At 49.7% G+C, this 13,942-nt stretch carries 14 protein-coding genes; 3 read left to right on the forward strand and 11 right to left on the reverse strand.

Annotated features, from left to right (window positions below; genetic code table 11):
- Nucleotides 1-356: 356 nt before the first annotated feature.
- Both QWI17_RS07520 and QWI17_RS07525 read left to right on the forward strand, forming a co-directional pair.
- The gene (locus QWI17_RS07520; protein ID WP_302721904.1) at nucleotides 357-1,082 is read left to right on the forward strand and encodes a phosphoadenylyl-sulfate reductase; all 726 of its coding nucleotides are present in this window, start codon (nucleotides 357-359) and stop codon (nucleotides 1,080-1,082) included.
- Nucleotides 1,083-1,092: 10 nt separating this feature from the next.
- The gene (locus tag QWI17_RS07525) at nucleotides 1,093-1,365 is read left to right on the forward strand and encodes a hypothetical protein (RefSeq protein WP_302721905.1); all 273 of its coding nucleotides are present in this window, start codon (nucleotides 1,093-1,095) and stop codon (nucleotides 1,363-1,365) included.
- A gap of 22 nt (nucleotides 1,366-1,387) precedes the next feature.
- Here the strand turns inward: QWI17_RS07525 and msrA are convergent, their stop codons facing one another.
- The 9 genes from msrA to QWI17_RS07570 form a co-directional block, all read right to left on the reverse strand.
- Nucleotides 1,388-2,032 carry a peptide-methionine (S)-S-oxide reductase MsrA gene (msrA, locus tag QWI17_RS07530; protein ID WP_302721906.1) on the reverse strand — a complete coding sequence of 215 codons (645 nt, stop codon included), beginning with the start codon at nucleotides 2,030-2,032 and terminating at the stop codon, nucleotides 1,388-1,390.
- Nucleotides 2,032-3,030 (reverse strand): YhdH/YhfP family quinone oxidoreductase, encoded by a 999-nt coding sequence (locus QWI17_RS07535; RefSeq protein ID WP_302721907.1) that lies wholly within the window; start codon nucleotides 3,028-3,030, stop codon nucleotides 2,032-2,034. Before QWI17_RS07535 ends, msrA begins: the two co-directional genes overlap by 1 nt.
- A gap of 20 nt (nucleotides 3,031-3,050) precedes the next feature.
- Nucleotides 3,051-4,100, reverse strand: a complete 1,050-nt coding sequence (sohB, locus tag QWI17_RS07540; protein ID WP_302721908.1) for a protease SohB — start codon at nucleotides 4,098-4,100, stop codon at nucleotides 3,051-3,053.
- 23 nt (nucleotides 4,101-4,123) lie between these two features.
- Entirely contained in the window at nucleotides 4,124-4,777 is a 654-nt protein-coding gene (locus QWI17_RS07545; RefSeq protein WP_302721909.1) for a cation/multidrug efflux pump, read from the reverse strand.
- Nucleotides 4,767-5,594: an NAD(+) diphosphatase gene (nudC, locus tag QWI17_RS07550; protein WP_302721910.1), complete on the reverse strand. Its 828-nt coding sequence runs from the start codon at nucleotides 5,592-5,594 to the stop codon at nucleotides 4,767-4,769. Before nudC ends, QWI17_RS07545 begins: the two co-directional genes overlap by 11 nt.
- A 15-nt stretch (nucleotides 5,595-5,609) precedes the next feature.
- Entirely contained in the window at nucleotides 5,610-7,325 is a 1,716-nt protein-coding gene (locus QWI17_RS07555) for a FimL-related protein (RefSeq protein ID WP_302721911.1), read from the reverse strand.
- 147 nt (nucleotides 7,326-7,472) lie between these two features.
- Nucleotides 7,473-8,210, reverse strand: coding sequence for a DNA polymerase III subunit epsilon (gene dnaQ / locus QWI17_RS07560; RefSeq protein ID WP_302721912.1), 738 nt, complete (start codon nucleotides 8,208-8,210; stop codon nucleotides 7,473-7,475).
- A gap of 29 nt (nucleotides 8,211-8,239) precedes the next feature.
- A complete protein-coding gene (gene rnhA, locus QWI17_RS07565; protein ID WP_302721913.1) occupies nucleotides 8,240-8,671 on the reverse strand; it encodes a ribonuclease HI in 432 nt (143 codons plus the stop codon).
- 22 nt (nucleotides 8,672-8,693) lie between these two features.
- Complete coding sequence (locus tag QWI17_RS07570) at nucleotides 8,694-9,497, reverse strand: methyltransferase domain-containing protein (RefSeq protein ID WP_302721914.1); 804 nt, start codon at nucleotides 9,495-9,497, stop codon at nucleotides 8,694-8,696.
- Between the two features lie 238 nt (nucleotides 9,498-9,735).
- On the opposite strand from QWI17_RS07570, the gene QWI17_RS07575 reads away from it, so the two are divergent.
- Nucleotides 9,736-11,325: a lytic transglycosylase gene (locus QWI17_RS07575; RefSeq protein ID WP_302721915.1), complete on the forward strand. Its 1,590-nt coding sequence runs from the start codon at nucleotides 9,736-9,738 to the stop codon at nucleotides 11,323-11,325.
- Here the strand turns inward: QWI17_RS07575 and QWI17_RS07580 are convergent.
- Complete coding sequence (locus QWI17_RS07580) at nucleotides 11,309-12,916, reverse strand: ABC transporter ATP-binding protein (protein WP_302722039.1); 1,608 nt, start codon at nucleotides 12,914-12,916, stop codon at nucleotides 11,309-11,311. The two genes, QWI17_RS07575 and QWI17_RS07580, sit on opposite strands and share 17 nt — an antisense overlap.
- Nucleotides 12,917-12,922: 6 nt before the next feature.
- Complete coding sequence (locus QWI17_RS07585) at nucleotides 12,923-13,939, reverse strand: ABC transporter permease (RefSeq protein ID WP_302721916.1); 1,017 nt, start codon at nucleotides 13,937-13,939, stop codon at nucleotides 12,923-12,925.
- Nucleotides 13,940-13,942: the final 3 nt, after the last annotated feature.

The following is a 13,942-nucleotide window of genomic DNA, read 5'->3' on the forward strand; positions in this document are numbered from 1 at the left end:
GGGTTAGAAAAGCAATCAGAAAGCGCTCGTTTTCACGTGGAACATATAATTATATTGGCATGATCTACCCAGCGTATAAGCCATATAGGTATAATGAATATTCCGCCAACACACTGGAGACCCGCAACAAGCGCGGACCTCTTTAGCATATCTAGTGTAAACTGATTGCATCACACACAGCATGTGTACATTATCCACCCTTTTTGAATATTTTTAGCTCAGTGTTTCACGGCTCTTTGTGTTTGGTTATAACCTAAGTGGTGAGTGTTATTGGGAACCCAAACCTCGCTCTGGTATCCTTGCGCCCATCTACGATGTTAAGCCCGCAGGCTACCCAGTGAATTAAGGAACAACGAATGAACGACGCAATCTCACTTGTGGATGTCGAACAACAACTTCAGGGCCAGAGCCCGCATCGCATTATGCGACACGCACTTGAAAACCATGATCGTATCGCTATTTCATTCAGCGGTGCCGAGGATGTCGCTTTAATCGACATGGCCAGCCGGATACGACCGGATGTAGAGGTGTTCTCGCTTGATACGGGACGTCTGCATGCCGAGACCTATCAATTCATTGAGGCGGTAAGAAAACACTACGGTATTAAGATCGATGTCATCTCAGCGGATGGAGAGGCTGTGCGCCAGCTCGTGCGCGAGAAGGGTTTATACAGCTTCTATGAAGATACGCATAAAGAGTGCTGTGGTATTCGCAAGATTGCCCCATTGCGAAAAAAGTTATTGGAGGTCGACGCATGGATAACCGGCCAGCGCAAAGACCAAAGCCCTGGCACGCGCGCCGATATTCCGGTAATTCAGGACGATAAGGGCTTTGCTCGAACAGGAGAAACCCTTACCAAGTACAACCCCCTCGCAAACTGGAGCTCAGAAGAGGTATGGGCCTATATTCGCGCCTATGAAGTTCCTTACAACTCGTTACACGACCGCGGTTTCGTCTCCATTGGTTGTGAACCTTGCACCCGCCCCATAGGCCCAGGACAGCACGAGCGCGAAGGTCGCTGGTGGTGGGAAGAGGCAACCAAAAAAGAGTGCGGCTTACACGCAAGCAATATAGACACCTAAGGCAGTGGGCATGAAAATTACACTTGTTAAAAAAGTTTTAAGCAACGGCTCACCCTGCCGCAAGTGTGCCGATGTCCTGTCAAAGCTAGAGCACGCCAACTATATGCAGCGCATCGACAAGATTATCGATGCAGACGAAGCAGACCCTACTAGTGCCGGGATGCTTCTGGCTAAAGAGTATGGTGTTGATCGGGCGCCTTTTTTTATTGTGGAATACGAAGATGGCCATGTCGACGTGTATACGGTGTACTTAAAATTTGTTATGGAAGTACTTGAAGCTTAGCCGTGCGCACCCCAAACAAGTGCTAAAGATTCACCGGCGGGCACACCACACCTGTCCCACCCAGCCCACAATAACCCCCAGGGTTTTTGGCTAAATATTGCTGGTGGTAGGTTTCGGCATAGTAAAAATCAGGGGCGGCAATAACTTCTGTGGTTATCTCAGTAAATCCTGCGCGATGCATTTCCAATTGGTAGAGGTCTTTGCTTTTAGTGGCGAGCCTGCCCTGCTCTTGCGTGGAATAATAGATACCCGAGCGGTACTGAGTGCCACGGTCATTTCCCTGACGCATTCCTTGGGTTGGATTATGCGCCTGCCAAAATACCTGCAGCAGTTGCGTAAATTCGATACGCTTCGGATCAAAAACGACCAAGACTACTTCATTGTGTCCCGTTAAACCCGTACACACTTCTTCGTAAGTTGGGTTGCGGGTATAGCCTCCCGCATAACCTACGGCGGTCGTGATAACCCCTTGTTGCTGCCAGAAAACACGTTCGGCACCCCAAAAACAACCGAGGCCAACATAGAACCACTCGCTGTGCGCAGGATAAGGCGGCTTTATGGAATTTTTATTGACAAAATGAGTAGCTTCAACCTGCAGCGGCGTTTCTCGCCCGGGCAGAGCTTCCTCCGGGGTAGGCATTTTATTCTTGTTTTCTTCAAAAAACATTAGCTCTCCTCCTCGGCGATACGCACGACCTTTCTGCCACGGCCTTTGCCAACCTGCATATCGCGCAACAATGCGGGCACTTGCCTGAGAGAAACTTGTTCGGCGACATCGTCAAATTTGAGGTTGAGATCCGCCAGAGACTGCCAAAGCGAAGCTTTCTCAGACAAAGCAATTTCAGCGGAATCAACGCCCAATAATGACACGCCACGCAAAATAAAAGGAAAAACCGTGGAGCAAAAATTAGCAGACAGCGCCATTCCGCAACAAGCTAAAGCGCCTTCGGGGGCAATAGCTTTTAGCAAATTTACAAGAACGGGACCACCCACCGTGTCGAGCCCTGCCGTGAACTCTGGCTTGAGCAGTGGCTTTTCACTGTTGCTCGACCATTCACTTGCCAAAACACACTGCCGGGCGCCAAGCTTTTGCAATCGCTGAAATTCATTCTCACGGGACGTGATAGCCGTTACAGAATAGCCATGAGCACTAGCAATTTTTATGGCCATACTTCCAACACCACCGGAGGCCCCGGATACGACGAATTTTGTATTATCACAATTTATTGGTAATTGACGGTCTATTTTCTGCAATGCTAAAGCTACCGTAATGCCCGCGGTACCCAGAGCCATGCTGTCATAAAAAGACAAGTTGTCGGGACATGGGCAAACCCACTCAACGGGAGCTTTGCAGTATTCCGCCAAACCTCCGTCGCTATTCATCCCGAAGTCGAAGCCGCTCACAATCACACGGGCACCGGGTTCAAAGCGACCGCTTAAATCTTCAACGACAATACCTGCTGCGTCTATCCCAGGCGTATGTGGCAGAGCACGGGTTACCCCCTTATGCCCAGAGGCACTGAGCGCATCCTTGTAGTTTAGTGACGAACACACAACTTTGATCAGCACTTGCGAAGCTGGTAGTTGGTCACTATTTATAGTTTCCAACTGGCATTTAATGTCTGTGCCGTCAGTTGCAACTCGAATGGCTCTAAACTCTTTCATCACTTCACCCCGCAAGCCTATTAAAACCAGCGGCTAGCCTGCAGCCGCCCGAGCCAACGCAAGGCCAAACGATCGATCGTTGACTCAGCGGCAAACCCCAGCTTTTCTGGCAGGGATTTTTTGTGGGTAAATTCAACAGAAAACACATCAGCCTCTTGGGCTTGTTCGAGCAAGTAGCCATCACTGGTTTTTAGCTCATCGATAAGCTTCTCTTCCAGAGCTCGGCGCCCATACCAAACCTCGCCCGTAGCAACCTTGGCGATGTCTACGACAGGGCGGTGCTCCTGCACATAATCTTTAAACAAGTCATGAGTTTGCTCAATATCTTCGAGAAACTTGGCGCGACCTTTATCGGTGTTCTCGCCAAACATCGTCACGGTGCGCTTAAACTCACCGGCCGTATAAAGCTCAAAGTCAATATCGTTCTTTTTTAGCAAACGATGGAAATTCGGAAGCTGTGCGACGACACCGATGGAACCCACAATAGCAAACGGAGCCGCAACAATTTTATTTGCCACACATGCCATCATATACCCGCCACTGGCTGCCACCTTGTCGACACAAACGGTCAAAGGAATACTTTTCTCCGTGATTCGGGTCAATTGACTCGCCGCAAGACCGTAGCCATGCACCATTCCACCGCCACTTTCGAGCCTAACAACGACTTCATCCTGCGGCTCTGCCAAACCTAACACAGCGGTAATCTCCTCCCTGAGACTACCGTTAGCGCTTGCCTTAATATCACCATCAAAATTCAGTACATATACGCGCTTGCGCCTTGCCTTATCGCCCTGCTCTTGTGCTTTTTTCTGCGCTTTACGCTCCAGTTTTTGTTGTTTTTTTTCATCTTTTTGCTGCTGTTTAAGGTCGCTGTCATCAAATACGACCTCTTTCAGAGTATCGGTGTATTCGTCGTAGGTTTCGTTTAGTTTTTTTACTTCAATATGACCTTTATTTTGGTTGTTGACTCGTTGCTTGGAGCTCGCAATTAACGCGAGTATTACAGCGATGACCACTAAAATGGTTACCGCTTTAGCAAAGAACAGTCCGTACTCAACTAGAAATTCCAAAGAAAACTCCTGATTATTTTATATTATTCCCAAAGACCAACTGCATCTCGGGCAAAATCGTTCAAGGGGCGCGTCACTAATCCGGTGCCAGACAAGCTTACTTCAAATAGTGCGCCATCAGCCATAGGTAGGTAGGTGGCCGAGCCATAGATGGCATCAATGATGGGTAAAGTTTCTTTTATCTGACGCAGCCACTGCCACACATCAACCCCAAATTTACTTTCGTTAAAAGAATAAATGGAGCGCTCAGATTGCCGTTCCTTTTCCAGAGAGAAATAGCGCCCTGAAATGCGGTCCAGCCGGTAGCCGGGTTGTACCCCTAACTTTGTCACAGGCCCCTTCCATTTAATAATACGGGCATCAAGTTGCCACTGATCGCCCCGCAGTCGGTATTCTTGCTCGTTCCCTGCGTTGTCGGCAAGCACAGCTTTAAATTCTTGTTCGGCAATTTTTTCAAAGCTGATTGTTGCGATAACCTGTTCTTTGACAATTTGTCGATAACTGAAAATATCAAGCGCAACAAATGCAAAAATGACGGCAAGTGCCAACAACGCCAAACCAAACATGCCACGCAACCATCCTAGAATCCAACTGTTCTTAAACAACAATTTGGCTGACATATAGGCGACGATCAGACACAAACCAGCCGCTGCGAGGGCTAATGCACTATAAAGCACGGTGGCGTCTCTCCTTATCTTCAATTGCGGTCTGCTTGGAGACCTGTTTGTCTATAAATCCATCGATCAACTTGCGTGCTATCGTGCCTTTAGGTGGCACCTTCGGAAGATGTTCGGCTCTATACCAGCCAGCATCTTGTATTTCATCTTGCTGTAGCGCGAGCTCCCCGGAGCTGTAGTCTGCATAAAACCCAAGCATAAGCTGGCCTGGAAATGGCCAACTTTGACTGCACTGATAAGCCAGATTAGTCACCTCAATGCCAACCTCTTCTGCCACTTCCCGGTGTACCGCCGATTCAATACTTTCGCCCGGTTCAACAAAGCCTGCAAGAGTTGTATAAGTCGCAGTTTTGGATCGTGTATGCTTAGCCAGTAGACAGAGTTCACCGCGCGTGACCAAAACTATAATACAGGGGTTTATGCGAGGATAGTACGGCACATTGCATACACCACAGAATCGTTGAAACTCTAAAGCTAATACCTGATCATCGGTTGGCCCTGACAGCGCCGTGGCACAGCGCGAACAAAACTGATGCGACTCCCACCAATGTGCAACCTGCAAAGCAACACCGGCCCTGGTAAATTCTGACTCGGAAAAGGAGCTCATGCACTGCCGGAGGTTTAACCATTCATAGCCATCGGGCAAATCAACATCACGATGAATACACAGCCGATCATTGTTATTGCCGGGCAGAGGCAAGCAAATGGCGCTTGCGCAATGAGCGTGTAAATCTTGAGTTGTCGCGGCTTTACTTGAGCTATGCTCGACAGCTACTCGCTCGCCGCAAACATGCCAAGTGTAACTTAAGCTAGCCACATTAAACCGCCACGACTATGATGCTGCGGGAAAACCAAGTGCCTGCAAACTCTCTTCAGCTACCAATAGCACGTTGGTGTCAGCGTTTTTGTCCGACTTAAGCGCGTCTAAATAGTACTCCAGACTAATAATCGCATCGGCAAATGTCTCTAATAAATGTTGCACTGCCGCCAGTGGCTCCGACCCCAAAAGCGCTTCATTCACAAAGCGTTCACTCGCGGCCACAACCGCGGCGGCTCTGGGCAGGTTAAGAACGAGCATGCCGCCTCTGACGGAAGTCAGAGTAGAGGCGACGTTTTTAATATGACCAATGTCGTAATTTGATTCAGCATAGGAGCTTAGGCCTCGCTTAATGAGTGCCAGCCCTGCCTCAGCTTCTTCAATAACCAGGGCTTCGGCCTCCATGATCTGACTGGAAGACAGAGCCTCTTCACGCGACAGCGCATTCAGTGCAGCCAGCTTTTCTTCTGATAAGCTCATTTTCGACAAGCCTGACACTGTGCTTTCTATGTAGAGCATTGTGTCCGCCACACCCAATAGGTCATCGGTATTGGCTTCTACTTCGCCCTTTTGCCAGCTGACTATACGGTCAATTTCCTCTTTAAGTGACTTGCTCGGTGCCGCTAAACCAACCACCGCCAGTATGTCCGAGACTTTCTTAAGAGTCTCCACAAGTTCAGGGCTATCTCTCAGTAACTCGATCCCCCCTTGTGCAGCTCGCTCCAGAATATTTTTAGTACTGCGCAACTCGTCCTGAAGGACGGCTGTCATTGAACTGACTGTATTGGCACTGGGGCCTTTTAAGTACTCTTGTTCACGCACAAGCTCCATTTCGTTGTACGGCAACACAGGCGCCGAAAACGCCTCTATAATAGCCTGCGATCGCGCACTCTGTGTACGTGCCAGCACAACCTGAAACACCAACTCCTTTAGGACTTCGGGTGCTGGCGCTCTATTGAGGGCCTCCTCTCCTTCGAACATAAGCCGCTTTAGCTCGCGGTCTAAGACGCTAAACATCAGTTTACGTTCTTTCGTTAACAGCAACTGTTCGGATTGCAAAGATGACATAAACTCCGCGGCAACCCACCAAAGCACACCAAGCGGCCTATTTGCCGACAGTTTGTCGAGCCGTTGCATTGAACGCTCCATCATGCCGAGCGAAGGCTTGACTTGTTTACCCTGCAGTACATTCAACATGGCGACTTGATACATGTGTCGCAATCTTTTGATGACCTGACGTAAATCTTCGGGAATTTCCACCTCTTCAATTTCAGGGCGCTGGTGCTGATTGGCATCGAGGGGGTAATAATGCCCTAGAGTGATAGGTTTGGCTCGGCGTGCAATGCGTAAATCATTAATGTGTGGAATGAGTAACACGGCCATACTGCGGCCTGTCTGAGTACAATATTCCAGGTACCGGGGCAAAATAAAGAAGACGGATGTGATTTTTTCCAGTTTGGGAATACAGGTTGAGGCTTCTCCCAGCGGTATGTCGGTAATATGCTCTACCAATTCGTCCGCCAGCAAATCGACCCCACGCAGTTGCAACAGACTCAATGTGCCGCGAATCTGTTTGATATCGTCAATACAGTGCTGGAGCAGTTCGCCGTTATTCAGGTCCGCCGCGAACTGTTCCAAACGGCCAGCGGCGCTTTCGATTGTGGCGACTAATTCGTCGTGTACCAGCTTTAGTGATGACGGATTAAAACGCTCAGCCGTTTCAGTTGTCACAATAGTGTCCTGTGTCCGGTCACTGCCCTACCAAGCTCGCTATGGTTTATTTTGGCTTTGCTGGCAATGAGTTATTGGTGAATCTTAGAATCAACATTAAACCGCTTTAGTCGCCCTGTTGGCAAGCCTAAGCATATGAACTGGCTCTCATTGTAGCCACAGGCAATTCCCACCACTGGCTTTATTGATTGACTCCATTTTTTCCGAATGCTTGGCCATCTCTTGCGCATTTGCCCGCAACACTGGCAGCGGCTTGCGATCGCGGGGCAAGCGTTGAATCTCCGCCGATTGATTGGAGTCTCCTTCACTACCGGTGCCAGAACTGCCTAAACTGAGTGCCGTTTGCCCACCTGTCATCAACAGATAGACATCGGCTAAAATCTCTGCGTCGAGTAATGCGCCATGCAGTTCACGCTGAGAGTTATCGACGCCATATCGCTTACAGAGCGCATCAAGGTTATTCTTTTGCCCTGGATGCTTTCCGCGTGCTAAGAGCAGCGAATCGACAATGCTATTATTGAGTGCAATGGTCTGGTGACGACTATCGAGAAGGCGTAACTCGTGGTCAATAAAACCCACGTCAAACGGCGCATTGTGAATGACCAGTTCTGCCCCTGCGATAAAAGCCATAAACTCGGCGCGGATTTGGTCAAATGTGGGCTTGTTATCCAACATTTCATTGGTAATGCCATGCACTTCCATTGCACCGGCATCAATCTCACGCAGCGGATTAATATATTGGTGATAGTGATTACCGGTCAATTTGCGATTAATTAACTCAACGCAACCAATCTCAATGATTTTATGCCCCTGCTGCGGATCAAGACCCGTAGTCTCGGTATCTAAAACGATTTGGCGGTGTTCGGTTATATTGGGTTGCGACATAGCTAAATTCTTAACAGTAATGGGCTGAGTTAAAGTGAATCGATACCTAAATTGGCCAGTTGATCGGCGCGCTCGTTTTCTGGGTGACCGCTGTGCCCTTTGACCCAGCGCCACGATACCTGATGCCTGGCATTTTGTTCATCCAGCTGACGCCAAAGGTCATCATTTTTTACGGGCTTTTTGGCGGCTGTTTTCCAGCCATTACGTTTCCAGCCGGCCAGCCAGTCGGTGATCCCCTGGCGCACGTATTGTGAGTCGGTGGTTAAGACAACATCACAGGGCTCACTCAACGCTTTTAGAGCCTCGATCGCTGCGAGTAATTCCATCCGGTTATTGGTGGTGTGCTCCTCCCCGCCATAGAGCTCTTTCTCGTGATCATTGTAGCGCAGTAGAGCGCCCCAACCACCGGGGCCAGGGTTGCCACGGCACGCCCCATCCGTATAAATTTCGATCGATTTCAACGTAATATTCCAACCAATAAATTCACTGTTTTTTCGACTCGCTGCAACTGGCTTGCCGCCCGCTGAGTTCACGCGAAACACCAGCCAGCGGGACAAGTTTAGCTTCGTGCCATTGAGGTTTAAGCGGTATGGCGCCCAAAACATCTTTGCGTACAGTCACAATATAATAATCGCCCCAAGGGGCCTGATATCGCCGCATCATTCGCTCAAGCTTGCCCGACGTTGCGGTTGCAGGACTTTCTTGAGTGAACGGCCAAAAATGCCCCCGCTTGACGTCGACTACATCCAGCTCAAGCAGTGCAAACCAATCGTACAAACGTCCTAAACGCAGGTGCTGCTGCCGCCAAAGTACTTTGCCGCTAAAGACTCTTTTTAGTGCCCGCCAAGCGCCGCCAATACTCCAGGGGTTAAACCCAACAATTATGATATGACCCCGGGGAATGGTTGCTTTCACAGCCTCTACAAGCAGTTGATGCGGTGTCGAGCTGTAATCCAGCGTGTGATGCAATAAAAACACGTCCACGGATTCCGGCGCCAGCGGCAGACGGTGAAAATCGCAACACGCTGCATCTTTGCTGTCGGGGCCACAGGCATTGGGGTTTAACGAAAATGCGTGGGCAATACGACTGGTCTGGGTCAGGTCCATATCCCTACAGATGCTGATCTGACACAGATGGTAGCCGAAAAGGCAATTGAGCGCTTCCTCAATATCGTGCCTTTCACGCTCTAGCAGTATCCGGCCATGCCCCTGACGAAACCACTCAGATGCAGCCGTTACGCAGGCGCTAAGCTCTACTTTTCGCTTTACCCGTCGCCCTACCTTCACACAGTGCCCTCAACCAATAGACTCAGCCAAATTCTACACCCGAAAGGCACATTGCTACAGCGATTTGATATCACCGGGCCCATCACAGCATGATACGCCGTGTTTTGGTCGATCTGTGTACGGCACCAGAATAAAACACAACCGCGGTCACAACGGGGGCGGCAAGGTTTGACCCCTAGTTGGCAAACCCATAGAATCGACGCCTCTTTGTCTTAATATCCGCCAAGTTGAAGGTTTCATGAAGCCAGTTTTTCTCGTTAGCGCCTCTGTTTTACTCCTATCCACGTATGGTTGTGCCAGCTTAACATCGTCTACGGACAGTCAAACTGCAGTGTCTGAAGACCCGATCCAGCCGCCGCCAGTAGTGGCCGTGCCGCTGCCGCAAAAGCCAAAAACAGCGGAAACCCCACAAGAACCGGTGCTTGAGGCTGACCTTTGGCACAGAATACGGGCCGGTTTTGAGCTACAAGATTACGCGCATCCTAAAATGGACCAATATGTGCGCTGGTACAGTTCACACCCTGAATATATTGAGCGAGTATTCAATCGGGGCGAGCGCTATCTTTACCATATTGTCGGGCGCATAGAAGCCGAAGGATTACCACTGGAAATTGCGTTAATGCCTGTTGTTGAGAGTGCATTTGACCCGTTCGCATACTCGCACGCCACCGCGACCGGCATGTGGCAATTCATGGCGGGCACAGGTTCAGATTACGGGCTAAAGCAAAATTGGTGGTATGACGGACGCCGGGATGTCATAGATTCCACAGATGCCGCCATTACACACCTCAAAAGGCTACATGCTTTGTTTGATGGTGACTGGCTTCTCGCTTTGGCGGCTTACAACACGGGCCAAGGCCGTTTAATGCGCTCAATAAAACGCAATAAACGAGCGGGAAAACCCACGGACTTCTGGTCGCTGGAGTTACCGCGTGAAACAAGAGCCTACGTTCCTCAGCTTCTGGCGCTGTCTAAGGTTATCAATGAGCCCTCGGCCTACAACATTGCCCTTCCTGAATTGGCAAATGCCCCCTACTTCGTATCCGTCGATATCGATTCCCAGCTAGACTTGGCTCAAGCCGCTGAGCTGGCTGGCATCAGCATGGACGAACTGTATTTACTGAACCCCGGCTTTAATCGTTGGGCTACAGACCCTGAGGGTCCCCACCGCTTAAACATCCCTGTAGCGAAACAAGCGGACTTCAACCAAGGTTTAGCGGCAATTCCCACGGAAAGTCGAATTAGCTGGCAACGCTACACCATACGCTCCGGAGACTCACTTATTAAAATAGCGCGACAATTTAATACCAGTGCCGAAGCCTTGCAGACGGCAAATAATCTTCGAAGCAGTCGTATTCGCGCCGGCGACACGTTGCTAATCCCCAAGGCCAGTGCAAATGGAGCTCACTACGCATTCAGCGCTCCGCAGCGGCTGGCAAAAACACAAGAAAAGTCAAAAGGTGCAGCGGGCAGCCAAAAAATCATGTACACCGTGCGCAAAGGCGACAGCTTTTGGCGCATTGCCAATCAGCATAAGGTAAGTGTAAGTTCGCTCACTCGCTGGAATGGAATGGCACCAAGAGAAACGTTAAAGCCCGGGCAGCAACTGGTCATTTGGACCAAAACCGCAAAGGCTCAAACGACCAATCAAGGCGTCACTCGAAAACTGTCATACCGTGTTCGCCAGGGTGATTCATTGGCACGTATCGCCGACAAGTTTAATATCAGCATTCGAGATATTACGCGCTGGAACTCGGTTTCAACTAACCAATATATCCATCCGGGGCAGTCATTAACGCTGTTTGTTGATGTTACAAAGGCGAATTAACCGACGCCAGCAGCGTTTTTGTATACTCGTGCGTCGGGCGGGTGAACAAGTCCTCGGCTGAGCCGGCTTCGACCACGACACCGCGGTACATTACGAGTATTTTATGACTCATGGCCCGCACCACCTCAAGGTCGTGACTGATAAAAATATAAGCGAGCCCATATTCGCTCTGCAAACTCTTTAGCAGTTCAATAACATCCTTTTGTACGGAGCGATCGAGCGCCGAGGTGGGCTCATCTAGCACCAGTAGTTTCGGTTTTAAGATGAGCGCTCGGGCAATCGCTATACGCTGGCGCTGCCCGCCGGAAAATTCGTTCGGGTAACGGTGCCTTGCGTCCGGGTCAATCCGAACCTTTTCTAACACCGCCACAACACGTTCGTCAATTTCACTGGCAGTGAGCCGCTCATGTACGCGCAAACCCTCGGCAACAATGTCTGACACTGACATACGCGGACTCAGACTTCCGTATGGATCCTGAAAAATTATCTGAATTTCACGCCGCAATGTTTTGAGTGCTTTTCGGTCTAGCTCAAACAGATTGCTCTGCTCTCTACCATAGCCAGCGAAGCCCCGGCTTTCAATTAATCGTAAAATAGATCGACCCAGTGTCGTTTTGCCTGAACCGCTCTCTCCCACAACGCCCAACGTTTCGCCGTGCCTGAGCTCGAAGGCAACGTTATTCACCGCTTTAACATGATCAACTGTACGCTTAAAAATACCGGCTTTAATTGGAAACCAGGTGTTAAGCTCCTCAACCTTGAGTAGAACGTCACTTTGGTCACTGATATGTGGCGGCGGCTCGCCGGGACTTGAGCTCAACAGCATGCCTGTGTAGTCATGTTGGGGGGATGCAAAAACTTGCGTTTGATCACCTACTTCGAGTAATTTTCCGCTCTGCATTATGGCTACGCGGTCAGCCAAACTCCTAACAATGTTAAGGTCGTGCGTAATGAACAAAACCGTCATATTAAAATCGTGCTGCAATTGTTTGAGAAGCCGCAAAATTTGGGCTTGAACCGTCACATCAAGAGCGGTAGTCGGCTCATCGGCAATCAGCACATCGGGCTCGTTAACCAACGCCATCGCGATCATGACTCGTTGACGCTCCCCGCCACTCAACTCGTGAGGCAAAGATGACAAGCGCCGTTGCGGATCTTGAATGCCGACTCTTTGCAGCCACTGTACAATTTTGGGGCGAGCTCGCTCGCGCTGCGTTGCTTTGCCGTGCAGCATCAAAGATTCGAACAGTTGCTTTTCAATGGTTTGCAGGGGGTTGAGCGATGTCATTGGCTCCTGAAAGATCATTGAGATTTTGTTGCCACGTACCCTTTGTAAGGCACGTTCGCTACTGGCAAGGAGGTTCTCCCCGCCAAACTCGATGCTACCGCTTTGATACACCGCAGAGTGCTCAGGCAACAATTTAAGAATAGACTGAGCCGTGACTGACTTTCCAGAGCCACTTTCACCCACCAGAGCCAGCGTCTCACCTCGCAATAAGTCAAAGCTCAGGTCTTCGACAACCGTTCGCAAGGCTTGCTCTTGCCGAAACGCTACACTTAGGTTTTTTATGGATAGCACAACATCTGACATAGACAATTAACGAGTCCGGTTGGGGTCGACAGCATCGCGCACAGCTTCACCTATAAAGACTAATAAACTCAGCAGTAACGCCAGAGCCACAAAGACGGAAATGCCAATCCAGGGGGCATACAAGTTGTTTTTCCCTTGACTCACCATCTCTCCCAGTGAGGCTGATCCGGGTGGCAAACCAAATCCAAGAAAGTCCAGTGCGGTCAAACTTGTAATCGCGCTCACCATAACAAAAGGCACAAAGGTAATTGTCGCGACCATAGCGTTGGGCAACAAATGCCGAAATATAAGTGTGCGATCAGCGACACCGAGTGCCCTGGCCGCCATAACATAGTCCAGGTTTCGTGCGCGCAAAAATTCGGCACGAACCACACCGACCAATGCCATCCAGCCAAACAGCAGCAGAATCACGAGTAGAATCCAAAAAGATGGGGTGACCATACTGGCAATAATAATAAGGACAAACAAAGTGGGGACACTAGACCATACTTCCAACAACCTTTGCCCGATAAGATCGATTTTCCCGCCGTAAAAGCCTTGCACCGCTCCGGCCGCCACGCCAATTATCGAGGTGGCAATGGTTAACATTAAGCCAAACAGGACCGATACCCGAAAACCGTATATCAACCTGGCCAGAACGTCCCGACCCTGATCATCCGTACCCAGCCAATTAACATCGCTGGGGGGGCTGGGCGCCGGCTGTGTCAAATTGCTATTTCTAGTGCTGTAATCAAAGGGTATCGGCGGCCACAGCATCCAACCTTTTTCATTAATTAGGCCGGCCAAATAGGGGTCGGTATACTCTGCTGAAATATCAAAATCTCCACCAAATTCCAACTCTGAATATTCCTTTACAACAGGGAAATAAAAATCTCCATCATAGCGAATCATCAAAGGTGCATCATTGGCGAGAAACTCCGCCGGAAGCGTCATCAAGAACAAGCACAGGAATAGCCAGAGGCTAATGTAGCCTCGGCGATTCTTCTTAAATCGATGCCAGCGTTCTTTGTTGAGTGGGCTCATTAC

The sequence above is a fragment of the Gilvimarinus gilvus genome (genome assembly GCF_030518155.1).
Taxonomy (GTDB): Bacteria; Pseudomonadota; Gammaproteobacteria; order Pseudomonadales; family Cellvibrionaceae; genus Gilvimarinus; species Gilvimarinus gilvus.